The sequence below is a fragment of the Stenotrophomonas sp. G106K1 genome, assembly GCF_037969685.1.
In the GTDB taxonomy this organism is placed as follows: Bacteria; Pseudomonadota; Gammaproteobacteria; order Xanthomonadales; family Xanthomonadaceae; genus Stenotrophomonas; species Stenotrophomonas lactitubi.
Map to the genome: position 1 here is coordinate 12303 of NZ_JBBPFR010000034.1, position 22075 is coordinate 34377.

Sequence of the window (22075 nt, forward strand, 5' to 3'; positions counted from 1 at the left end):
AGCGCAGCGGCGGCTGGGGTCAACCCACAATCCGCAGCACGTCATCCAGCAGCGCCGCTGCGGTCACTTCCGCACCCGCGCCCGGCCCCTGGATCAACAGCGGCTGCACGCGATAGCGATCACTGTGGATGGCCACGCGGTTGTCGGTGCCCGCGCCCTGCGCCAGCGGATGGTCGGCCGCCAGCTCACGCAGGCCCACCTGCGCACTCTCACCATCCACACGTCCAACAAAACGCAGCACCCGACCGTTCGCGTGCGCCTGCTGCCAACGCGCCTGCAGCGGTGCGTCCAGCTGCTCCAGCGCATTCACTGCATCTTCCAGCGGCAGCGCAGCCAGCGCATCCGGCACCAGTGAATCGACCTGCACCTGCGAAGCGTCAAGCGCCAAGCCGCTGCTGCGCGCGAGGATCAACAGCTTGCGCCGCACATCCTCGCCGGACAGATCCAGTCGCGGGTCCGGCTCGGTGTAACCGGCCGCCAGCGCTTCACGCACCGCCGCCGAAAACGGCGACTGGCCGTCATAGCGATTGAACAGCCACGCCAGCGAGCCGGAAAGCACGCCCTCGATGGCATGGATGTGATCGCCACCGGCCACCAGTGCACGCAGGCTGCTGAGCAATGGCAGGCCGGCGCCGACGGTGGCACTGTCGCCGTAGCGCGCACCGCTGTCGGCGCAACGCTCGGCAATGGCCTGCGCGCGCGACAGGTGCGCACCACGGCCGAGCTTGTTGGCGGTCACCACGTGCACGCCGCGCGCCAACCACTGCACATGGCGCGCCGCTACGTCTTCGCTGGCGGTGGCGTCGACCACTACGTCTCCACGCTCCAGCCCTTCGGCGCCGGCCCATGGTGGCGAACTCTGCCCATCGCGCGGTGCACGGCGTGCCAGTTCCAACGGCAACGCCAGATCACGATCGATCGCCAGCGCCGTGCGCGAATTGGCCAGCCACTGCACGCTGGGCAACTCCAGCCCACGTGCCTGCAGCGCCTGGTAGCGCTGTACGAAGGCCGAACCGACGGTGCCGGTTCCGAGCAGCGCCAGGCGGCCAGTACCCAGCAGCGGAATTTCGACAGGCAAAGCGCTCATGCGTCTGCCGCCTGTTTGCCGCGCGCCACCGCGTTGATCACCGCTTCGGCGCGAGCCAGTGCGGCGTCCAGATCAGCCAGCAGGTCGCGCTCGCCTTCGATGCCGACCGACAGCCGCAGCAGGCCTTCGCTGATGCCCGCAGCAGCGCGCGCTTCGGCCGTCATCGCCGCGTGGGTCATGGTTGCCGGATGTGCGATCAGGCTCTCCACCCCACCCAGCGACTCGGCCAGCGTGAAGTAGCGCAGGCCATCGACAAACGCGCGCACAGCGGCATGCGGATCATCGCCGGCACAACTGGCCAGTTCGAAGGACAGCATCGCGCCGAAACCACTCTGCTGCCGGGCGGCAACGGCATGGCCCGGATGATCGGCCAGGCCCGGGTAGTAGACCTTGGCCACCGCCGGATGCGCATCAAGCAGTGCCACGATCGCGGCAGTATTCTCCTGGTGCGCGCGCAGGCGTGCATCCAGCGTACGCAGGCCGCGCAGGGTCAGGAACGCATCGAACGGTGAACCGGTAAGGCCCAGTGCATTGCCCCACCACACCAGCTGTTCGTGCACAGCGGGATCGCGGGCAATGACCGCACCGCCGACCACGTCGCTGTGTCCGTTGATGTACTTGGTGGTGGAATGCAGCACCAGGTCCGCACCGAACGACAGCGGTTGCTGCAATGCAGGTGACAGGAACGTGTTGTCCACCACCACCAGCGCACCGGCCTTGTGCGCCGCGTCGATGACGAAGCGCAGGTCGGTGATGCGCAGCAGCGGGTTGGATGGCGTTTCGACCAGCACCAGCTTCGGTTGCGTGGCCAGCGCCTGGGCCAACGCGCGCGGGTCGGTCAGGTCGGCGGTGACCAGTTCGAAATGGCCTTTCTTGGCCAGCGCGTTGAACAGGCGCCAACTGCCGCCGTACGCATCGTGTGGCACCACCAGGGTATCGCCGGGCTGCAGCAGTGCATTCAACACCAGGTTGATCGCGCCCATGCCGGTGGCAGTGACCACGCCGCCAGCGCCGCCTTCCAGTTCGGCCAGCGCTTCGCCCAACAGGTCGCGCGTGGGATTGCCACTGCGGGTGTAGTCGTACTGGCGCTTGTTGCCGAAGCCTTCGAAGCTGAAGTTCGACGACAGCACGATCGGCGGCGTGACCGCGCCATGGGCGGTGTCCCGATCGATGCCGGCGCGGACGGCGGCGGTGGTGCGACAACAGGACGGTTCAGCGGCGTGCAGGCTCATGCGGACTCTCCAGAAGTGCGGAAGGCGGAGGCGAGGATCGCGTCGATGCGATCGGTTTCTTTCAGGAAGGCATCGTGGCCATAGGGCGAACGCAGCACGCGCAGGCTGCCGCGCGGGCCCAGTCCTTCAACCAGGCCGACCAGGTCGGCCAGCGGCACCAGGCGGTCGCCTTCAACGGCAACCACCACGGTCGGCGGCAGGATCGCGCCCGGGTCCACGCGGTGCAGGTCGATCGACTCGGACAGCCGCAGGTAGGCATTGACCGGCGTGCGCGCGACGTACTGCGCACCAGCCGCGTCGAGGTAATCTTCGGCGGCGACACGGACGCGGCCATTGACCACTTCCGGTGCCGCGTCGAAGCGCTCACCGAATTCTTCCGGCGTGCGATAGCTGAGCATCGCGAACTGGCGCGCCAGCGCCAGGCCATGGTCTTCGCCACACTGCAGCTGGCCCAGCGCCACGGCACGGCGCTGCAGCGCACGCCAGGCGGCGGCATACGGATGCGGGCGGTGCGCGCCGCTGGCCAGCACCAGCTGGCGTACCCGGGCACGGTGGCGGATCGCGAACTGCTGGCCGACAAGCGCGCCGTAGGAATAGCCGACGAATGCCTTCAATGCGCGAATGCCGAGGTGATCCAGCAGCAGGGCCAACGCATCGGCCTGGTCGGCGGTATCGATCGGCACATCCAACGCACCGTCGGCACCGATGAAATCGAACGCGAGCACACGCAGCTGCTGCGGATCCAGGGCGCGGCCGCTGCCGACCAGGCCTTCGGCCCAGCCCTTCTCGGTGAACTGTGCATTGGAGGCCACATGGCGGTGTGCGGAAATGCCGCCGGCCAGCACCACCACCGGTGCGTTGATCGGACCGACCCACTCGTAGCGCAGGCGCACCGGGCAAGGGCCGGCATGACGCATCGACAGCACGGCGGCGAACTCGCCGCGCTCGGCGTGCACGTGGTCATCGACCGGCACGCTGACGGGGACAAAGGGTTCGGGGCGAAGCACGGTGCTGGTGGCGAAGCTCATGGCGGGTTCCGGTAGGGAAATCGGCCATCGAGCCTTCGCGGGGCTCGCGTTCGAAATGCACGTGGTGTGCAGGTTCGAACCATCTTTCGGTGGACGCCACGGTCCCCGCAGGATTTGGCACCTACGCAAGCGCTTTCGCGTCTGCGGGCTGCCCCGGCTTCAAAGGGCCTGTCCCTCTGCCGGTCTCGATGGTGGAGCCACGATGCCAGTCCTTTCCGGGCATGTCAATCCCTTCATGCGGATAGAGAGATGAATAAGCGGAGGGCCCGCCACCCTTCCCCCTTCCCGGCAGCTTGCGTAGAGTTCCGGCGGTCCATGTCGCTGGAGTCTTCGATGCGCCGCCTGCCCCTGTCCTGCCTGCTGCTGTCCCTGTTGGCGAGCGCCGCCGCGAACGCCGCCGACTGGCGCCAGGGCTGGGGAATGGTGCCGAAGACTGCAGCCGCGCCCAGTGCCGAGGCGGCGCCGCAAGCGGCGTCGATGGCCCGCCTGCGGCTGCAGCCGATCGGCGACCAGTGGCAGGCACGAATCGACAATCCGCTGTCCGGCCCGGTGCAGATCGAGCTGCGCGCCGCACCCGGCACGCAAGTAGAGGGCCTGCCGCTGCAGTCTCTGGTGCAGGCCACCGGCAGCCTGGTGGTCGGCCATCTTCCCTCCCCGTCCAGCGGCAAGGCACTGGACCTTCGCCTGCAGTCGGTGCCGGGCAATCCGGCCGCGCGCGCCGAAGACGTCGCCTATCGCCTGCCCTTCGAGGCTGTCCAGCTGCGCGTGGACCAGGCCCCGCAGGGCCGGTTCAGCCACGATGACGAGGAGAACCGCGACGCCATCGACTTTGCCCTGCCCGAAGCAACGCAGGTCCTGGCCGCCCGCGAGGGCACGGTGATGCAGGTACAGGACGGTTTCCGCGGCAATGGCCTGGATCGTGAACGCGATGCCGGACGCGCCAACTTCGTTCGCATCCTGCACAGCGACGGCAGCATGGCGATGTACGCCCACCTGCAGGCCGGTGGCATGCGCGTCCGGCCAGGCCAGGCCGTGCAGGCTGGCCAGCCGATCGGCCTGTCCGGCAACAGTGGCTACAGCACCGCCCCGCACCTGCACTTCGTGGTGCAGCTCAACCGGGGCATGGGCCTGCGCTCGGTGCCGGTGCGCATCCTCGCCCCACAGGGCGAATTGCACTTCGCCCGCGAGGGCAGCGGCGACGCCAGCGCCGGGCGCTGACCCGCCGACGCCAGCAGGCCGGTATAATCGGGCGCTTATCTCTTTGAAAAGCGCCCCGTGCGGGCGCCACTGCCATGTCCGAAGTCGCCACCGAAGCGTCGCGTCGCCGCACGTTCGCCATCATTTCCCACCCTGACGCCGGCAAGACCACGCTGACCGAAAAGCTGCTGCTGTTCGGCGGCGCGATCCAGATGGCCGGCTCGGTGAAGGGCCGCAAGGCTGCCCGCCACGCCACCTCGGACTGGATGGCGCTGGAAAAGGAGCGCGGCATCTCCGTCACCTCCTCGGTGATGCAGTTCCCGTACGAAGGCAAGATCATCAACCTGCTCGACACCCCCGGCCACGCCGACTTCGGCGAGGACACCTACCGCGTGCTGACCGCGGTGGACTCGGCGCTGATGGTGATCGACGTGGCCAAGGGCGTGGAAGAGCGCACCATCAAGCTGATGGAAGTGTGCCGCCTGCGCGACACCCCGATCATGACCTTCATCAACAAGCTCGATCGCGAGGGCAAGGAGCCGATCGACCTGCTGGATGAGGTTGAAAGCGTGCTCGGCATCCAGTGCGCACCGGTCACCTGGCCGATCGGCATGGGCCAGCGCCTGAAGGGGGTGGTCCACCTGATCACCGGCGAAGTGCACCTGTACGAACAGGGCCGCAACTTCACCCGCCAGGATTCGACCATCTTCCCGTCGATCGATTCGCCCGGGTTGGCCGAGAAGATCGGCGAGCGCATGCTGGCCGATCTGCGCGACGAACTGGAACTGGTGCAGGGCGCCAGCCACCCGTTCGACCTGCAGGCCTATCGGGCCGGCAAGCAGACCCCGGTGTTCTTCGGTTCGGGCGTGAACAACTTCGGCGTGCAGCCGCTGCTGGACTTCTTCGTCGAGCACGCGCCGTCGCCGCAGGCACGCTCCACCACCGGCCGCGACGTCGCCCCGCAGGAGCCGAAGCTGACCGGCTTCGTGTTCAAGATCCAAGCCAACATGGATCCGCAACACCGTGACCGCGTGGCGTTCATGCGCGTCTGCTCGGGCCGGTTCACTGCCGGCATGAAGACCCTGCACGTGCGCACCGGCAAGGACATGAAGCTGGCCAATGCGCTGACCTTCATGGCCAGCGACCGCGAAATCGCCGCAGAGGCGTGGCCGGGCGATGTCATCGGCATCCACAACCACGGCACCATTTCCATCGGTGACACCTTCACCGAAGGCGAAGCGATCACCTTCACCGGCATCCCCAACTTCGCCCCGGAACTGTTCCGTCGCGCCCGCCTGCGCGATCCGCTCAAGCTCAAGCAGCTGCAGAAGGGCCTGGCACAGTTGTCCGAGGAAGGCGCGACCCAGTTCTTCCGCCCGCTCACCAGCAACGACCTGATCCTGGGTGCGGTGGGCGTACTGCAGTTCGATGTGGCTGCCTACCGCCTGAAGGACGAGTACGGCGTGGAAGCGACCTTCGAGCCGGTCAGTGTCACCACCGCACGCTGGGTCCATTGCAGCAACGAGAAGAAGCTGGAGGAGTTCCGCGAGAAGAACGCGCTGAACCTGGCCCTCGACGCCGCCGGCCACCTGGTCTACCTGGCACCGACCCGGGTCAACCTGCAGCTGGCGCAGGAACGCGCGCCGGATGTGCGTTTCTCGGCAACCCGTGAAGCCGCGCATACGGTCACCGGCAACTGATTGCAGCGACCATACGGTGGCGGGGGTGCACGCGCCCGCCATCGCGGCGATGATAGGGGGGTGCGGGTCCCCCTCCCTGCAGACGATGCCCATGCCATGTCCACGACTTCCGTTGTTTCGATCCGTGAAGAAATTGCCAGCGCCCTGACCCACGGGCTGGGTGCGGTGCTTGCCCTGGCCGCCAGCGCGGTATTGATCACCCTGGCCGCGATCTACGGCGATGGCTGGCAGCTGGCCAGCGCGATCGTGTTCGGCATCGCCCTGCTGCTGCTGTACACCGCCTCCACGCTGTACCACGCCATCCAGCACCCGCAGGCCAAGGGCCGCCTGAAGGTGTTCGACCATTGCGCGATCTATGTGCTGATCGCCGGCACCTATACCCCATTCACCCTGATCGGCCTGCGCGGACCCTGGGGCTGGGGCATGTTCACCGCGATCTGGGCGCTGGCGCTCGGCGGCGTGGTGTTCAAGCTGTTCTACACCGGCCGCTTCAAGCTGCTGTCCACGGTGATCTACATCGCCATGGGCTGGCTGGTGGTGGTGGCAATCAAGCCGATGTGGGCCTCGATCGACGGCGGCACCCTGGCCTGGCTGTTCGGCGGCGGCCTGTCCTACACGCTGGGCACCTACTTCTATCACCGCGAATCCATCCCCTATTCGCATGCGATCTGGCATCTGTTCGTGATCGGCGGCAGTGTCTGCCACTTCGTCGCAGTGACCCGACAGGTGCTGTGACTCTCGATCAGAGGTAGCGCCAAGCCCTGCCTGGCAAGCAGGCGTTCGCTCTGCACGCCATGCACATGAACGCTTCGCGCCCCGTCCACCGCGACGGGGCAACCATGACAGCGTGAATGCTGCCTCTGCTCCTGCTGCTCCCAAGGCGTCGCGCTGGCGCCTGCGTCGCCCCGGTCCACGCGGGCTGCGTTGGCTCGCCGTGCTGGTGTTCCTGTTCGCGGCACTGCTGGTCCTCATTGCCCTGTGGGACTGGAACTGGTTCAAGGGCCCGGTGGAGCGTGCGGTGCAGGCCCGTACCGGGCGCGCCCTGCACATTGGCAACCTGGATGTCGACCTCGGCCGTACCACCACCGTGCGTGCCGATACCCTCACCTTCGCCAATGCGCCTTGGGCGAAACAGCCAAACATGGCAAGCGCCGACCGGGTCGAGATCGACGTGCGCGTGTGGCCACTGCTGCGCGGCAACGTGCAGCTTCCCGAAGTCCGCCTGACCCGCCCTGACGTACTGCTGGAGACGGCGCCGCGCAAAGGTGACCCGGGCAACTGGAATTTCCTCGGCGACAGCAAGGGCGGCGCTACACCGCAGCTCAAGCGCCTGCACATTGATGATGGCCGCCTGCAGTTCCTCGACGCACTCGGCCGCACCGATATCCTGGTGAATGTGCGCAGCGGCGAACCAAAACAGGTCGACGCTGCACCACCGTTGCTGGTAGCCGGCAAAGGCCGCTGGCAGAGCAATCCCTTCGTCCTGAGCGGTGGCACCGAATCGCCGCTTGAACTGACCGACAGCGCCCATCCCTTCCGCATCCATCTGGATGGTCGCGCCGGTGCCACCCATGCCGTCGCCAGCGGCACCTTGACCAACCCGTTCCAGCTGCAGGTGTTCGACCTGCAGTTCGCGCTGAGCGGTAACGACCTGGCCGATCTGTATCCATTGCTGGGCATCGCCATTCCGCCCTCCCCGCCGTATGCCCTGGATGGCCGCCTGAAGCGCGATCACCAGGTGTGGCGCTACGAGCGCTTCACCGGCAAAGTCGGCGACAGTGATCTGGGCGGCGACGTGCAGTTCGACGTCTCCCGGGAACGTCCGCGGATGACCGCGAACCTGGTGTCGCGTCGTCTCGATTTCGATGACCTTGCCGGCTTCGTCGGTGCACCGCCGAAGACCGGCGGCGGTGAGACCGCCAATGCAGAACAGAGGGCCGAGGCTGCGCGCGTGGCTGTCAGCGCGAAGGTGTTGCCGGCCACCCCGTACAACCTCGGCAAGCTGCGTGCGATGGATGCCGACGTGCGCTGGAAGGCCCAGCGCATCAATGCGCCGAAGCTGCCGCTGGACGACATGGATGCGCATCTGCTGCTGGATGATGGTGTGCTGCGGCTGGACCCGCTGAACTTCGGCGTTGCTGGCGGCGACATCCGCAGCACGATCCGCATGGATGCACGCCGCCCGCAGATCGCCACTTCGCTCAAGGCCAGCGTGCGCGGCGTGCAGCTGGGCCAGTTGTTCCCCGATGCCAAGCTGGCCGAGCAGGCCAAGGGGGGGATCAGCGGCAATATCGACCTGACCGGCAACGGCAACTCGATCGCAGCGATGCTCGGCAGCAGCAGCGGCAACGTGGCGTTGGGCATGGGCCGCGGCCATGTCGGCAACCTGCTGATGGAAGTGGCGGGGTTGGACATCACCGAATCGCTGAAATTCCTGTTCACCGGCGACAAGCAGATTCCACTGCGCTGCGCCTTCGCCGATTTCGGCGTGCGCGACGGCCTGATGCATACCCGGTCGATGGCGGTGGACACCACCGACACGATCATCCTCGGCGAGGGCGATGTCAGCCTGCGCGATGAAACCCTGGACCTGCTGCTGAAGCCACGCCCCAAGGACAGGAGCATCCTGGTGCTGCGCTCGCCGCTACGGATCGGCGGCACGTTCAAGGACCCGTCATTCCGCCCCGACTTCAAGGCGCTGGGTATCCGCGGTGCGGTGGCGTTGACGCTGGGCAGCATCGCGCCGCCGGCGGCACTGCTGGCCACCATCGAGCTGGGGCCGGGCAAGGATGCCGACTGCGGTGGGCACTACGCGAAGTAGAGCGGGCGTTCGGCGCCTTTGTTGATTTTGGCTTGAGGGGTACGGGTGGCCCAGGCAGGACACGCCGTGAACCCATCCGTGGGGGCTCGATGGCGCCATCCATGGCGCCAACGGTCCTGCCTGGGCCACCCGTACCCCTCCCGACAGTTTCCTGAGCCCGCGGAACGAGAGCAGGAAATCAAGATCAAAAGAAGAAGCACAGAGCAAAATCAAAAGCAGTGCCAACCAAGGTTGGCATCTACCAACGGCAGATAGTCGGGGGATTAAGCCAACCGCGTTCGCAGGAACGTGTCCAGAGGCGTCGGGTGCGGCTGGGCAGGACCGTGAGGCGCATCCATGCGCCGACCGAGCCCCCATGGATGGGTTTACGGCGTGTCCTGCCCAGCCGCACCCGACGCCTTCCCGACGAATCAGGAAGGCGCTGCTTTGGCTTTGGATTTGGCAGTTGCTTGAAAAAGCGGGCCGGCGGGCCGCAGGCCCGCCAGCGACAAACTCACCCCGCCACGATGTACTGCTGCAGCTGATCCAGCTCGCGCCGCTGCGCATCGATCACCGACTTCACCAGATCACCGATGGAAATCACCCCAAGCACCTGCCCGCCCTCGACCACCGGCAGATGGCGGATGCGGTAATCGGTCACCAGTTGCAGGCAGTGTTCCACCTGCTCACCCGGGGTCACCGTCACTACGTTCGCGGTCATGATCTCCGACACAGCGGTATCGCGCGACGAACGATCGTGGAGCACGATCTTGCGTGCGTAGTCACGCTCGGACAGGATCCCGACCAGTCGCGGTCCATCCATCACCAGCACCGCACCGATGCCCTTCTGCGCCATCAGCCGGATCGCATCGATCACCGCCGCGCCAGGCGCGACCGCATGCACTTCAGGGGACTTGCCGTCCAACAGTTGCCGTACCGACGTCATCTGCCTGCCCTCCCAGGGTGGGTTGCAGGTCCGAGTCTGCCACGGAAGGGGCCAACCATGCGTCAACCAGGTACAACGGCCGTTGCTTGGACTCCTCGTACAGGCGTCCCAGGTACTCGCCGATCAGCCCCAGCGCGATCAACTGCACGCCGCCCAGGAACAGGATCACCGCCATCATCGTCGGCCAGCCGGCCACCCGGTCGCCATATATCGCCGCCTTTGCGATCACCCAGATGGCAAACACGAACGCCACGCCCGCGGTGGCCAACCCCATGTAGGTGGCCGCCCGCAGCGGGACCGTCGAGAAGCCGGTGATGCCTTCCAATGCGAAGTTCCACAGCCGCCACAGGCTGAACTTGCTGCTGCCGGCCAAGCGGGCATGGCGGTGATACGGCACCGCCACGCGGCGGAAACCGACCCAGCTGAAGAGCCCTTTCATGAACCGGTGACGTTCGCGCATCTCGCGCAATGCGCTCAACGCGCGCGGCGACAGCAAACGGAAATCGCCGGTATCGGCCGGAATGGGCGTGCGCGAAAGGCGCCCTATCACCCGGTAGAACATCGACGCGGTCGCACGCTTGCTCCAGCTCTCACCGTCGCGCACCAGGCGGGTGCCGTAGACATTGTCATAGCCCTCGCGCCAGCGTTCGACAAACTGCGGCACCAGTTCCGGCGGGTCCTGGCCATCGGCGTCGAGGATCATCGCCGCGCCTTCGCGCACCTGGTCCAGGCCGGCGGTCAGCGCCGCCTCCTTGCCGAAGTTGCGCGACAGCTTGAGCGCCGATACCCGCGGGTCAGTCTGGGCCAGCGAGGTGATCAACGACCAGGTCGTGTCACTGCTGCCGTCATCCACGTACAGGATGTGCCCATCGATTTCGGCCAGGCCATCCAGTACCGCGCACAACCGCGGATGCAGCTGGGGCAGCGCCAGTTCCTCGTTATGCGCGGCAATGACGAAAGTAAGGCGTTCGCGTGTCATCGCGCGATTGTACGTGGTTGACGGACCTGCAGCCCGTCAGTCCACGGTTCGAAGTTCCCGCTTGCCGCACGAATACACGAATAGCAGAGGTACCACCAGCACCGCTCGCATCCCTCAGTCCTCCGCCAGATACCCCGCTCCACCCAGCTGCCGTGCCTGCCGCTGGATCCACGCCGCACGGCGCTGCACGTACGGGCCGGGCTTGGCCGCGTTGTAGCGACGCGGCGCCGGCAGCACTGCCGCCAGACGCGCGCTCTCCGCGGGACTCAGCCGCGCGGCGTCCTTGCCCCAGAATGTCTGCGCCGCCGCCTGTGCGCCATACACGCCGTCGCCGAACTCGGCGATGTTGGCGTACATCTCCAGGATCCGCTGCTTCGGCCAGAACGCTTCGATCAGCACCGTGTACCAGACCTCCAGGCCCTTGCGGATCCAGCTGCGGCCCTGCCACAGGAACAGGTTCTTGGCCACCTGCTGGCTGATCGTGCTGGCCCCGCGCAGGCGCCCGCCGCGCGCGTTGTGGTCGCGCGCCTTTTCAATGGCCTGCAGATCGAATCCGCTGTGCTCAGGGAAGCGCTGGTCCTCGGCGGCCACCAGCGAAATGGGAAGGCTCGGCGCCATCTGGTCCAGGTCCCGCCACTGGTAGTGCAGCCGGTAGGACCAGTCGCCTTCACCCAGTGCCTCGCCGAAACGCCAGACCATCACCGTGGACAGCGGCGGATCGATGAAACGCAGCACCAGCACCTGCAGGCAGCTGAAGGCCACGAACAGCACCGGCAGCCACAGCAGCCGCTTCCAGCGCCAGCGCCGACGTGGCGCCGTGTCGGCGGCGGCCACTACCTTGTCCTGCTCTCCCCCTGCCCCCATTACTGGTGCATCCTTCTTATGCCTGGTTGTCGGCGCATTATCCGGCAACCATCCCCGTTTCCGCGCGATGTGAGCCGATGACCGCCCAATCCGATTCCCTTATCCGTTTCCTGCTCCCCGACGCCGGTGTCCGTGGCGTCCACGTGCGCCTGCAGGCCACCTGGCAGGACATCCAGTCCCACGGCGAGTATCCGGACAGTGCCACCGAACTGCTCGGCGAGGCCTGCATAGCCTCGGCGCTGTTCACCGGCCACACCAAGGTGGACGGCCGCCTGTCGATCCAGCTGCGCAGCAACACCGCCCTGCGCACGCTGTTCGCCGAATGCACTGCCGCCGGCACCCTGCGCGGCATCGTCCAGCTGGCCGAAGGCGGTGACGCCCCCCGCGACCTGACCGACCTGGGCCAGGACTCGCTGCTGGCCATCACCATCGAGAACCCGGGCCTGGATCCGCGCGAACCGCAGCGCTACCAGAGCCTGGTCGCACTGACCGCGCCGGAACTGGATGAAGCGTTCGAGGACTACTTCCGCCAGTCCGAGCAGTTGCCGACGCGCCTGTTGCTGGCCGCCGACCGCGACGGCGCTGCCGGCCTGCTGCTGCAGAAGCTGCCAGGCGACGAGGGCGACGACGACGGCTGGGCCCGCGCCAGCGCGCTGTTCGACACCCTGGGCAAGGCCGAGCTGCTGGCCACCCCGGCCGAGGAGCTGCTGCACCGGTTGTTCCACGAGGAGAAGGCGGAGCTGGTAGGTGACAAGGCGCTGTCCTTCGCCTGCTCCTGCTCGCGTGAACGGGTCGCCTCGATGCTGTTCTCGCTGGGCGAGGAAGAGGCGCGTGCCGCTGCCGAAGACACCGGTGCGGTGGACGTACGTTGCGAATTCTGCGGACAGGAGTATCACTTTCCGTTGACGGAGTTCGGCATACTGTTCCACGGTGCCAAGGGGGCTGTACCGGCACCTGAACGTCTTCAGTAAAAAAGAATGAGTCTTGTATCTGGGGAGGAACAAGGCTTGTTAAGAATTCATAAACACCCTAGGATCGAGTTCCCGCCCCAGCGGGAACTTTCACTGTCCGTCACTGTCTGAACTGGTCCGATGCGTACCTTCCTGCGTCTACCGCTGGCCCTGCTGATCGCCCTTGGCGCGATCACGGGCGTGCATGCGCAGAGCAAGGACACCCGCACCGTGATCCCGGTCTGGAACAAGGGCAGTGGCAAGGTCGAGGCCCTGCTGTACCTGGAGCCGACCGGTGAACAGGCCGTCGGCGCACGCTGGCATTTCGGCCGCAATTCGCTCGATGCTGCGTTCGGCCTGTCCTCGGGCGACTCGCTGGGCCTGCTGTGCAGCAGCAGCAGCGGTTCGAGCATCAGCGGACTGGCGAGCCATTGCATGCTGGCCAGCCTGGGTGACGACGATGACGCCATCGGCTCCAACCGGCGCCTGACCGGCACCGCCGCACTCAACCGTGGCACCGGCCGCCTGGGAATCACTGCCGGCACCGGTCGCGAGACCCTGCCCGCCTGGCTGGCGACGCCCAGCAAGACCCCCTCGCTGCGCGCCGAACAGAATGACCTGACCGTGTTCGCACAGAAGAACATCGGTCGCGAAGGCTTTGTCTCCATCGCCGGCACGTATGCCAAGGCACGCCTGGTACCCCTGGCTGACGCCTCTCCGGCCATCGTCGACCGCTGGGACAGCAAGAGCCTGAGCCTGGGCGCCGGCTACGGCAATTTCAGTGGCAGCATCATCGGCCGCGTGGTTGACGTTCCCGGCAAGCCCGGCAAATGGGAAGGCCTGGGCATCGGCCTGACCTGGCGCACCCCGTGGTCCGGCCAGCTCACGGTCGGTGCGGAGAACGTCATCAGCCGTGGCAAGAACCCGTTCTCCCCGCGCAACGAAAGCAACGATGACGGCACCGTGCCGTATGTGCGCTACGAGCAGGATCTGTAGTCGCTCATCGACTGGTAAAACAAGCTGTGTTCAACATCGGGCGCCTTGGGGCGCCCGAATTGTTTCTGGACACATCTGTCAAGTGCGAAAAGCACGCGTCTGTTACATACGGATACATCACGACATGCATCAACTGAAACTTTTTTGTGCCTCGGAAGCTGGCAGATGTGGTCGCGCCCCTGCACGCATCCAGATAACCCCTTGAATTAAAAGAAATCAAAGCGCATTCAGGCGTAACCACAGCGTGAATTAACGCAGCTTTAATTTTTGGCGAAGGCCCGTTACTATCGATTCAGCCTCGCGATTTTGGAGCCCTCTTTTGGACTTCGCCGCGCAGGCACTACCCCAGCCAAGATTTCTTGGAGAGAGAGAGCCAATGAATTTCCAGTCCAACAAGCTGCGTGACGCTGTCGTCGTCGCGCTGATCGCCGGTGCGGCGACGTCCGTAACGGCCCAGGCGCAGGAAGCGACCAACCTGGATCGCATCTCGGTGACCGGTTCGCGCATCAAGAGCACCGACATCGAAACCTCGCAGCCGGTGCTGAGCCTGACCCGTGCCGACATCGAAAAGCAGGGCGTGACCTCGGTTGCCGACATCCTGCAGCGCGTTGCCGCCAACGGTGCCGCACTGAACCGCACCTTCAACAATGGCGGTGACGGTTCGGCCGGCGTCAGCCTGCGCAACCTGGGCGCCGAGCGCACCCTGGTGCTGGTCAACGGTCGCCGCTGGACCACCGGTCTGGACGGCAGCGTCGACCTGAACACCATCCCGACCGCGATGATCGAGCGCATCGACGTCCTGAAGGACGGTGCTTCGACCATCTACGGTTCGGACGCCATCGCCGGCGTGGTGAACATCATCACCAAGCAGAACTTCGACGGCGCCGAAGCGAACTTCTACAAGGGCCAGTACAGCGCTGGCGACGGCGAGCGTGAAGCGGCTGACTTCACCATTGGCACCACCACCGATCGCGCATCGCTGGTGCTGGGTGTGTCCTATGTGAACGAAAAGGAAGTCATGGCAGGTGATCGCAAGATCTCCGCCGGCGGCCCCCCGTTCTTCGGCGGCCAGAGCGGCACCGGCATCCCGGGCTCCTATATCCGCAATGACGAGCGCTACGTCATCATCAATGGCGTTGAAACCCTGTTCGACGCCAATGTCCACGGCTACAACACTTCGCCGGACAACTACCTGCTGACCCCGAACGAGCGCACCTCGCTGTTCGCCACCGGCTCGTACAACATCACCGACAACGTCATCTTCCGCACCGAGGCGATGTACAACGAGCGCAAGTCCGAACAGCTGCTCGCGGCAATGCCGGTGACCGGCCGTCGCCTGAGCGCCAGCAGCATCTACAACCCGTACGGTGAGGATCTGACCGGTGTGAATCGCCGTTTCAATGAGACCGGCGGCCGCTCGTTTAACCAGAATGTCAAGAATTGGCACTTCTACGGTGGCTTCGAAGGCTTCTTCGAATTCGCTGATCGCAACTTCGACTGGGACGTCGGCTACCGTTACGACAAGACCGACCAAAATGATCTGACGTATGGCCTGTTCAACGTCCAGCGCTTGAACGAAGCCTATGGTCCGTCGGCCATTCAGGGCGGCCAGGCTGTCTGTCTGACCGCAGGCGGCGCTGTCATTCCAGGCTGCGTGCCGATGAATCCGCTGGGCGGGCTGGGCTCGATCTCGCAGGAAGCACTGGACTACGCCTCTTTCACCGCGCATGACTCGGCCAGCCTGGTTTCCAAGAGCTATTACGCCAACATCTCCGGTGAAATCGTGCAGTTGCCGGCAGGTGCGCTGGGCTTCGCAGCAGGCTATGAAGGCCGTAAGGAAAGTGGCCAGTTCGATCCGGACGCGTTCATTGCCGCTGGCCTGAGCACCGGCAACGGTGCGGCACCGACCAAGGGCTCCTACGACCTGGACGAGTTCTTCCTGGAACTGTCGATCCCGATTCTGGCTGACCTGCCGGGCGCGAAGCTGCTGGACCTGAGCATCGCCTCGCGCTTCTCCGACTACAGCAACTTCGGTAACACCACCAACAACAAGTTCGGTTTCCGCTGGAAGCCGATCGATGACCTGATGGTGCGTGGTAACTACTCCGAAGGCTTCCGCGCGCCGAGCATCAACAACCTGTATCGCGGCGACGCCGATTCGTTCGAAACCTATGCCGATCCTTGCTCGGCCTCCAGCGGTCGTCGTACCGGTGCGGTGGCTGCACAGTGCGCCGCTGAAGGCGTACCGGCGAACTTCCAGCAGCCGGGTGCCGGCAGCGGTGCCAACAAGCAGACCCCGGAAGCGTTCACCTGGAAGTCGAATCCGGATCTGAAGCCGGAAACCTCGACCAGCAAGACGCTGGGCCTGGTGTGGAGCCCGAGCTTCGTGCAGGGCCTGAACGTGACCCTGGACTGGTGGCAGATCAAGATCGAAGACGCGATCACCCGCCCGGCGATCCAGGACATCATGGATCGCTGCTACGGTGGCTCCCCGCAGGAACAAGCAGCCTACTGTGGCCTGATCACCCGTGATCCGAACTACGGCACTGCCACCCAGCGCTACACCATCACCAACGTCGACATGCCGCTGCAGAACCTGTCGTCGTACAAGGTGGAGGGCTGGGATCTGGGCATCCTGTACAAGCTGCCGGAAACCTCGTTCGGTCAGTTCACCATCAGCCTGGACGGCACCTACCTGTCCAAGTGGGATACGAAGTCGACCGAAGATGCACCGCTGGACGGCCGCGCTGGTCGTTACCTCGACCAGGATCCGTACTGGCGTGTCCGTTCCAACCTGTACGTCGACTGGTCGTACGGCGATTTCGGCGTCAACTACGGCTTGCGCTACAAGTCGGGCATGACCGAAGACTGCCCGTTCGATCCGGTGGGTGACGCCGACCTGGTGGGCTACTGCTCCGATGGCCAGAACGGCAAGAACCACATGGGCGCGACCACCTACCACGACATCCAGTTCCGTTACAACACTCCGTGGAAGGGCACCATCATGGTCGGCCTGAACAACGTGTGGGACAAGGATCCGCCGGTCTCGTACTCGGTCTCCTACAACATGTTCGACCCGCAGTACGACCTGCCGGGCCGTTACATGTACATGCAGTACAAGCAGAAGTTCTGATCGATCCACTGATCAGCTGACGCAGCAACGGCCCCGAAAGGGGCCGTTGTTTTTTGTACGTTCGTTGCTGGCGTCAACACCAACGAAAAAGGCCGCGGCATTGCCGCGGCCTTCAGCATCCAGCGATGAAGAACGCTCAGCCGTTCGGAATCAGGGTGTCGATCAAGTGCTCGACATACGCCTCGAAATCCTCGCGCGCCTGCTTGGGCTGCTGCAGTTGCAACGACAGCTGCAGGAAGCCTACGTAGGCCGCATAGGCCAAGCGTGCGCGGTGGCGTGCATCGGTCGAGCTCAGGCCCGCCTGGCGGAACGAGGCGATCAGGTAATCGAGTCGGCGTTGCGACACACGGTCGATCACCGGCCGCACCATCGGATGGTCCAGCGCCTTCAGCAGTTCGCTGTAGATGATGTGCGGCTGCACTTCGTGCGCCACCATCTGGAACAGCTGGCGCAGGCGCACGCGCGGGTCTGGCACGTCTTCCAGGCTGCCGAACACCTGTTCCTGCTCGAACAGTTCCCAGCGCTCCAGCGCTGCCTGCAGCAGCGCATCACGCGAGGGGAAGTGCCAGTAGAAACTGCCCTTGGTCACGCCAAGGCGGCGCGCCAGCGGCTCCACCGCGACGGCACTCACACCTTGCTCGGCAATCAGATCGAGGGCCGCCTGGGCCCAGTCTTCGGCACTCAGGCGGCTGTTGCGGCCGGCGCGCGGTTCGCCGGCGGAAGCGTCAGGTTGATTCATTCGCTGATTTAACCATACGCCGAGGTTCGTTGCAGTACGCGGTTGCGGCCGAAACCGTCGACAGCCGGGCCAGAGAGGATTCCTGCAGCGCACCATACCGCACAGTATTGACATCCTGTCGAAGCAATCCATACTAGCGAGTATGGTTATGTCCCCTACTCCCGCTGCATTCCATGACCTGCGTCTGGAGGCTGCCCATGGCGCCTCGCTGGCTGCGACCGCCAGTACTGTCGGCCGTCGCGGTCGCGTGCTGTTCGCGCACGGCTTTGGCCAGACCCGCCATGCGTGGACGACCACGGCCAAGGCACTGTCGGCCGCCGGCCTGCACACCCTGGCCTACGACGCGCGCGGTCATGGCGATTCCGACTGGAACGCGCCCGGTCTGGCCTATCACGGCGAGCAGTTCGCTGATGACCTGATCGTGCTGGCCGGCGAGCAGCCGCGACCGCCGGTGCTGGTGGCCGCCTCGATGGGGGGCCTGTTCGGCCTGCTGGCCGAATCACGCTGGCCCGGGCTGTTCTCGGCGATGGTGCTGGTGGACATCACCCCGCGCTGGGACACTGCTGGCGTCGAACGCATCCTCGCCTTCATGACCGCGCACCCGGAAGGATTCGCCTCGCTGTCGCAGGCTGCCGATGTGATTTCGGCCTATGTGCCGCACCGCCCGCGCAAATCCGAGGATTCACTGCGCGCCCTGCTGCGCGACGATGGCCACGGCCGCTGGCGCTGGCATTGGGACCCGCGCCTGGTGGCCGAACTGGCCCGCGACAGCGAGCAGCACCAGGATGCACTGGCCGAGGCCGCGCGCCAGGTGAAGTGCCCCCTGCTGCTGGTCAGCGGTGGCCGCAGCGACCTGGTCACCCCGCAGACGGTGGCCGAATTCCTGGCATTGGCGCCGCACGCGCGCCACGTACAGTTGCCGCAGGCCACGCACATGGTCGCCGGTGATGACAACGACGCCTTTACCGCTACTGTGTTGGACTATCTGGACGTGTTGCCCGCAGCGGATGCTGCAGCTTCGTCCGCCATAAACGAGCACGTCACCGGAGCACGCTCATGAGCCTCGTCATTCCCTTCCTCGCCCTGCTGCTGGCAGGCGCGTTCGTTGCCTACCACCGCATGCGCCTGCTGACCTGGACGCTGATCAGCGTGGCCCTGCTGGTCGCCTGCTGGTTCATTCCCTACGTCAACCAGACCGCCACGATCGTCGCTGCCGCCGTACTGGCCGTGATCGCCGTGCCGCTGTTGCTGCCGTTCATCCGCAAGCCGCTGCTGACCGGCCCGATGATGAAGGTGTTCCGCAAGGTGCTGCCGCCGCTGTCGCAGACCGAGCGCATCGCCCTGGAAACCGGCTCGGTCGGCTTCGAAGGCGAACTGTTCACCGGTGACCCGGACTGGAACATCCTGCTGAACTACCCCAAGCCGCAGCTGACTGCTGAAGAGCAGGCCTTCCTCGATGGCCCGGTTGAAGAGCTGTGCAAGATGGTCAACGACTGGGAAATCACCCACGTCCATGCCGACCTGCCGCCGGAACTGTGGAGCTTCATCAAGAAGAACAAGTTCTTCGGGATGATCATTCCGAAGGAATACGGCGGCCTGGGTTTCTCCGCACTGGCCCACCACAAGGTGATCCAGAAGCTGGCCTCGGTGTCCTCGGTGGTCAGCTCGACCGTCGGCGTGCCGAACTCGCTGGGCCCGGGTGAACTGCTGGTGCATTACGGCACCCAGGAACAGAAGGACCAGTACCTGCCGCGCCTGGCCGATGGCCGCGAAGTGCCCTGCTTCGGCCTGACCGGTCCGTTCGCCGGCTCCGATGCCACCTCCATTCCCGACTACGGCATCGTCTGCAAGGGCGAGTGGAATGGCGAGCAGGTGCTCGGCGTCAAGCTGACCTTCGACAAGCGTTACATCACCCTGGCCCCGGTCGCCTCGCTGATCGGCCTGGCCTTCCGCATGTACGATCCGGATGGCCTGATCGGCCAGACCCGCGACATCGGCATCACCCTGGGCCTGCTGCCGCGCGAGACCGCCGGCGTTGAAATCGGCCGTCGCCACTTCCCGCTGAACTCGACGTTCCAGAACGGCCCGATCCGCGGCAAGGACGTGTTCATTCCGCTGACCCAGCTGATCGGTGGCGCTGCGATGGCCGGCAAGGGCTGGAACATGCTCAACGAGTGCCTGGCCGTGGGTCGCTCGATCACCCTGCCCTCCACCGCCAGCGGCGGTGCCAAGGCCGGTGCCGCAGTGACCGGCGCCTATGCGCGCATCCGCAAGCAGTTCGGCCTGTCGGTCGGCCGCTTCGAAGGCGTGGAAGAAGCGCTGGCCCGCATCGGCGGCAAGGCGTACAAGATCAGCGCGCTGTCGCAGGCCACCGCTGCCGCTGTGGACCGTGGTGACGTGCCGTCGGTGCCGTCGGCGATCGCCAAGTACCACTGCACCAACATGAGCCGCGAAGTGATCTCGGACATGATGGACGTGATCGGCGGCAAGGGCATCATCCTGGGGCCGCGCAACTTCGCCGGCCGCAGCTGGCAGGCCGCGCCGATCGCCATCACGGTGGAAGGCGCCAACATCATGACCCGCAGCCTGCTGATCTTCGGCCAGGGTGCAATCCTCTGCCACCCGTGGGTGCTGAAGGAAATGAAGGCCGCGCAGGACCCGGACACCCGTGCCGGCCTGCAGGACTTCGATCGCAGCCTGTTCGGCCACATCCGCTATGGCATCTCCAATGCCGTGCGTTCGTTCTGGTTCGGCCTGACCGGCGCGCGCTTCGGTGCCGCCCCGGGCGATGCCTACACCCGCCGCTACTTCCGCAAGCTGGACCGCTACTCGGCCAACCTGGCGCTGATGGCCGACATCTCGATGATGACGCTCGGCGGCAAGCTGAAGTTCAAGGAATCGCTGTCCGGCCGCCTGGGCGACGTGCTGAGCCATGTCTACATGACCAGCGCCATGCTCAAGCGCTACCACGACGAAGGCGCGCCGCAGGCCGACCAGCCGCTGCTGGCCTGGGCCTTCCATGACAGCGTGCACAAGATCGAGGAATCGCTGTCGGCCGCGCTGCGCAACTTCCCGATCCGTCCGATCGGCTGGCTGATGTGGGCATTGATCTTCCCGCTGGGCCGTCGTGCCGAGGCCCCGGGCGACCGCCTGAGCCGTCGCGTGGCTGCGCTGCTGATGGCGCCGAACGAAGCCCGCGACCGCCTCGCCAGCGGTGTGTTCCTGACCCCGTGCGAGAACAACCCGGGTGGTCGCATCAACAGCTACCTGAGCAAGGCGATCATGGCCGAGCCGGTGGAGCGCAAGTTCCTGAAGGCGCTGAAGAGCAAGGGCATCGAAGCGCTGGACTTCAACAGCCAGCTCGACGAAGCCGTGGCCGAAGGCGTGATCACACAGGACGAGCGCAGCCTGCTGGAAGAGCTGCGTACGCTGACCCTGGACACCATCACCGTGGACGACTTCGACACCCACGAACTGCGCGCGGCCAGCTACTACGACCGCCAGAACAAGGACCCGCACTCGCAGGCGGCCTGATCGCCCGCGACACGCGTTGCCTCGACGGCGGGCCTGGCCCGCCGTCGCTTTGTCCGCCGAACGGAAACCGCCATGTCCACGTCCCTGCTCTCGCTTTACCACCGCCTGCAGCGTTGGCCTGCCGGCAACTGGTTGTTCTCGCGCGCGGTGTGCTTCAAGGCGCCCTACTTCGCCAGCATCACCCCGCGCATCACTCTCCTCGAGAACGGCCGCTGCGAGGGCACGCTCGCCGACCGCCGCAAGGTGCGCAACCACATCGGTACGGTGCACGCGATCGCGATGTGCAATCTGGCCGAGCTGACCGCCGGGCTGATGGTCGATGCGTCGCTGGCGAAGGGCATGCGCTGGATCCCCAAGGGGATGCAGGTGCGCTATCTGGCCAAGGCCCGCGGCACGCTGCACGCGACGGCGTTGCCGGCGCAGCCGATCGTGGTGGCGGCCGAGGGCTACGCGTTGCCGGTGACGGTGAGTGTGCGCGACCGCGCGGGCACGGAGGTATTCAGTGCGGTCATCGACATGTGGGTGTCGCCGGCGAAGTGATGTTCCCGCGAACGGCGCAGCCCCTCGTGGGTTGGTCGCTGGAAGCGGGTCATGGGTTGAGCCGGAGGGCTGGGATGCCCAGGGGACGCCGTGAATACGTCCCTGTAGGCTCGGGCGCGCCATCCACGGCGCTTACGCCCCTGCGCATCCCACCCCTCCGGCCCCTGACAGATCTCTGCGGCGTCCACCCACGCAAGAGAAAAAAGAAGAGCAAAAGCAAAAGCGGCCCAGCGGCCGCTTTTTGCTTTTCGGTGTTGCTGTTGCTGTTGCTGTTGATCTTCTTTTTCTTCTCCGTGGGCTGGCCGCGCACGGAAACTGTCAGGGGTGGGGCGGGTGGGCCGTGCAGGGGC

Annotated in this window: 17 protein-coding genes and 1 riboswitch; of the genes, 10 read left to right on the forward strand and 7 right to left on the reverse strand. The window is 65.6% G+C overall.

Going from position 1 to position 22075, the window contains the following annotated elements; genetic code table 11:
• Nucleotides 1-19: 19 nt before the first annotated feature.
• From WKB25_RS20100 to WKB25_RS20110, 3 genes are read right to left on the reverse strand one after another with little or no spacing between them, the layout of a single operon-like run.
• Nucleotides 20-1087 carry a homoserine dehydrogenase gene (locus WKB25_RS20100; RefSeq protein ID WP_340572624.1) on the reverse strand — a complete coding sequence of 356 codons (1068 nt, stop codon included), beginning with the start codon at nt 1085-1087 and terminating at the stop codon, nt 20-22.
• Nucleotides 1084-2319: an O-succinylhomoserine (thiol)-lyase gene (locus WKB25_RS20105; RefSeq protein ID WP_340572625.1), complete on the reverse strand. Its 1236-nt coding sequence runs from the start codon at nt 2317-2319 to the stop codon at nt 1084-1086. The genes WKB25_RS20100 and WKB25_RS20105 overlap by 4 nt, the downstream gene beginning before the upstream one ends.
• Nucleotides 2316-3347: a homoserine O-succinyltransferase gene (locus WKB25_RS20110; protein ID WP_340572626.1), complete on the reverse strand. Its 1032-nt coding sequence runs from the start codon at nt 3345-3347 to the stop codon at nt 2316-2318. Before WKB25_RS20110 ends, WKB25_RS20105 begins: the two co-directional genes overlap by 4 nt.
• A 76-nt stretch (nt 3348-3423) precedes the next feature.
• Nucleotides 3424-3542, reverse strand: a riboswitch (SAM riboswitch).
• Between the two features lie 138 nt (nt 3543-3680).
• On the opposite strand from WKB25_RS20110, the gene WKB25_RS20115 reads away from it, so the two are divergent.
• From WKB25_RS20115 to WKB25_RS20130, 4 genes are all read left to right on the forward strand, one after another.
• A complete protein-coding gene (locus WKB25_RS20115) occupies nt 3681-4565 on the forward strand; it encodes a M23 family metallopeptidase (RefSeq protein WP_340572627.1) in 885 nt (294 codons plus the stop codon).
• Between the two features lie 74 nt (nt 4566-4639).
• On the forward strand, nt 4640-6244 hold the full coding sequence (locus WKB25_RS20120) for a peptide chain release factor 3 (protein ID WP_100460065.1): 1605 nt from the start codon (nt 4640-4642) through the stop codon (nt 6242-6244).
• Between the two features lie 96 nt (nt 6245-6340).
• The gene (locus WKB25_RS20125) at nt 6341-6979 is read left to right on the forward strand and encodes a hemolysin III family protein (RefSeq protein WP_089236494.1); all 639 of its coding nucleotides are present in this window, start codon (nt 6341-6343) and stop codon (nt 6977-6979) included.
• 112 nt (nt 6980-7091) lie between these two features.
• Nucleotides 7092-9065 carry an AsmA family protein gene (locus WKB25_RS20130; protein ID WP_340572628.1) on the forward strand — a complete coding sequence of 658 codons (1974 nt, stop codon included), beginning with the start codon at nt 7092-7094 and terminating at the stop codon, nt 9063-9065.
• A 493-nt stretch (nt 9066-9558) separates the two neighbouring features.
• Here WKB25_RS20130 and WKB25_RS20135 read toward each other — a convergent pair whose 3' ends face one another.
• The 3 genes from WKB25_RS20135 to mtgA all read right to left on the reverse strand — a co-directional run bounded on the left by WKB25_RS20135 (nt 9559) and on the right by mtgA (nt 11833).
• Nucleotides 9559-9990 carry a CBS domain-containing protein gene (locus WKB25_RS20135; RefSeq protein ID WP_340572629.1) on the reverse strand — a complete coding sequence of 144 codons (432 nt, stop codon included), beginning with the start codon at nt 9988-9990 and terminating at the stop codon, nt 9559-9561.
• Nucleotides 9950-10969, reverse strand: a complete 1020-nt coding sequence (locus tag WKB25_RS20140; RefSeq protein WP_340572630.1) for a glycosyltransferase family 2 protein — start codon at nt 10967-10969, stop codon at nt 9950-9952. Before WKB25_RS20140 ends, WKB25_RS20135 begins: the two co-directional genes overlap by 41 nt.
• A 114-nt stretch (nt 10970-11083) precedes the next feature.
• Nucleotides 11084-11833, reverse strand: a complete 750-nt coding sequence (mtgA, locus tag WKB25_RS20145; RefSeq protein ID WP_265952322.1) for a monofunctional biosynthetic peptidoglycan transglycosylase — start codon at nt 11831-11833, stop codon at nt 11084-11086.
• 77 nt (nt 11834-11910) lie between these two features.
• On the opposite strand from mtgA, the gene WKB25_RS20150 reads away from it, so the two are divergent.
• The 3 genes from WKB25_RS20150 (at nt 11911) to WKB25_RS20160 (ending at nt 16912) form a co-directional block, all read left to right on the forward strand.
• Nucleotides 11911-12804 (forward strand): Hsp33 family molecular chaperone HslO, encoded by an 894-nt coding sequence (locus tag WKB25_RS20150; RefSeq protein ID WP_340572631.1) that lies wholly within the window; start codon nt 11911-11913, stop codon nt 12802-12804.
• Nucleotides 12805-12924: 120 nt separating this feature from the next.
• Nucleotides 12925-13779 carry a hypothetical protein gene (locus WKB25_RS20155; protein WP_340572632.1) on the forward strand — a complete coding sequence of 285 codons (855 nt, stop codon included), beginning with the start codon at nt 12925-12927 and terminating at the stop codon, nt 13777-13779.
• Between the two features lie 376 nt (nt 13780-14155).
• A complete protein-coding gene (locus WKB25_RS20160; protein WP_340572633.1) occupies nt 14156-16912 on the forward strand; it encodes a TonB-dependent receptor in 2757 nt (918 codons plus the stop codon).
• A 136-nt stretch (nt 16913-17048) separates the two neighbouring features.
• Here WKB25_RS20160 and WKB25_RS20165 read toward each other — a convergent pair whose 3' ends face one another.
• Nucleotides 17049-17651, reverse strand: coding sequence for a TetR/AcrR family transcriptional regulator (locus WKB25_RS20165; RefSeq protein ID WP_025877807.1), 603 nt, complete (start codon nt 17649-17651; stop codon nt 17049-17051).
• A 142-nt stretch (nt 17652-17793) separates the two neighbouring features.
• On the opposite strand from WKB25_RS20165, the gene WKB25_RS20170 reads away from it, so the two are divergent.
• From WKB25_RS20170 to WKB25_RS20180, 3 genes are all read left to right on the forward strand, one after another.
• The gene (locus WKB25_RS20170; RefSeq protein ID WP_340572634.1) at nt 17794-18711 is read left to right on the forward strand and encodes an alpha/beta fold hydrolase; all 918 of its coding nucleotides are present in this window, start codon (nt 17794-17796) and stop codon (nt 18709-18711) included.
• A complete protein-coding gene (locus tag WKB25_RS20175) occupies nt 18708-21185 on the forward strand; it encodes an acyl-CoA dehydrogenase (RefSeq protein WP_340572635.1) in 2478 nt (825 codons plus the stop codon). The genes WKB25_RS20170 and WKB25_RS20175 overlap by 4 nt, the downstream gene beginning before the upstream one ends.
• A 72-nt stretch (nt 21186-21257) precedes the next feature.
• Complete coding sequence (locus WKB25_RS20180) at nt 21258-21725, forward strand: hotdog fold domain-containing protein (RefSeq protein WP_340572636.1); 468 nt, start codon at nt 21258-21260, stop codon at nt 21723-21725.
• Nucleotides 21726-22075 lie beyond the last annotated feature (350 nt).

Bases quoted from the DNA above. Each gene is read 5' to 3' on its own strand.
- WKB25_RS20140 (WP_340572630.1), bottom strand. From the start codon at position 10,969: ATGACACGCGAACGCCTTACTTTCGTCATTGCCGCGCATAACGAGGAA.
- mtgA (WP_265952322.1), bottom strand. From the start codon at position 11,833: ATGGGGGCAGGGGGAGAGCAGGACAAGGTAGTGGCCGCCGCCGACACG.
- WKB25_RS20125 (WP_089236494.1), top strand. From the start codon at position 6,341: ATGTCCACGACTTCCGTTGTTTCGATCCGTGAAGAAATTGCCAGCGCC.
- WKB25_RS20170 (WP_340572634.1), top strand. From the start codon at position 17,794: ATGGTTATGTCCCCTACTCCCGCTGCATTCCATGACCTGCGTCTGGAG.
- WKB25_RS20100 (WP_340572624.1), bottom strand. From the start codon at position 1,087: ATGAGCGCTTTGCCTGTCGAAATTCCGCTGCTGGGTACTGGCCGCCTG.
- WKB25_RS20160 (WP_340572633.1), top strand. From the start codon at position 14,156: ATGAATTTCCAGTCCAACAAGCTGCGTGACGCTGTCGTCGTCGCGCTG.
- WKB25_RS20165 (WP_025877807.1), bottom strand. From the start codon at position 17,651: ATGAATCAACCTGACGCTTCCGCCGGCGAACCGCGCGCCGGCCGCAAC.
- WKB25_RS20105 (WP_340572625.1), bottom strand. From the start codon at position 2,319: ATGAGCCTGCACGCCGCTGAACCGTCCTGTTGTCGCACCACCGCCGCC.
- WKB25_RS20115 (WP_340572627.1), top strand. From the start codon at position 3,681: ATGCGCCGCCTGCCCCTGTCCTGCCTGCTGCTGTCCCTGTTGGCGAGC.
- WKB25_RS20155 (WP_340572632.1), top strand. From the start codon at position 12,925: ATGCGTACCTTCCTGCGTCTACCGCTGGCCCTGCTGATCGCCCTTGGC.
- WKB25_RS20180 (WP_340572636.1), top strand. From the start codon at position 21,258: ATGTCCACGTCCCTGCTCTCGCTTTACCACCGCCTGCAGCGTTGGCCT.
- WKB25_RS20175 (WP_340572635.1), top strand. From the start codon at position 18,708: ATGAGCCTCGTCATTCCCTTCCTCGCCCTGCTGCTGGCAGGCGCGTTC.
- WKB25_RS20110 (WP_340572626.1), bottom strand. From the start codon at position 3,347: ATGAGCTTCGCCACCAGCACCGTGCTTCGCCCCGAACCCTTTGTCCCC.
- WKB25_RS20135 (WP_340572629.1), bottom strand. From the start codon at position 9,990: ATGACGTCGGTACGGCAACTGTTGGACGGCAAGTCCCCTGAAGTGCAT.
- WKB25_RS20150 (WP_340572631.1), top strand. From the start codon at position 11,911: ATGACCGCCCAATCCGATTCCCTTATCCGTTTCCTGCTCCCCGACGCC.
- WKB25_RS20120 (WP_100460065.1), top strand. From the start codon at position 4,640: ATGTCCGAAGTCGCCACCGAAGCGTCGCGTCGCCGCACGTTCGCCATC.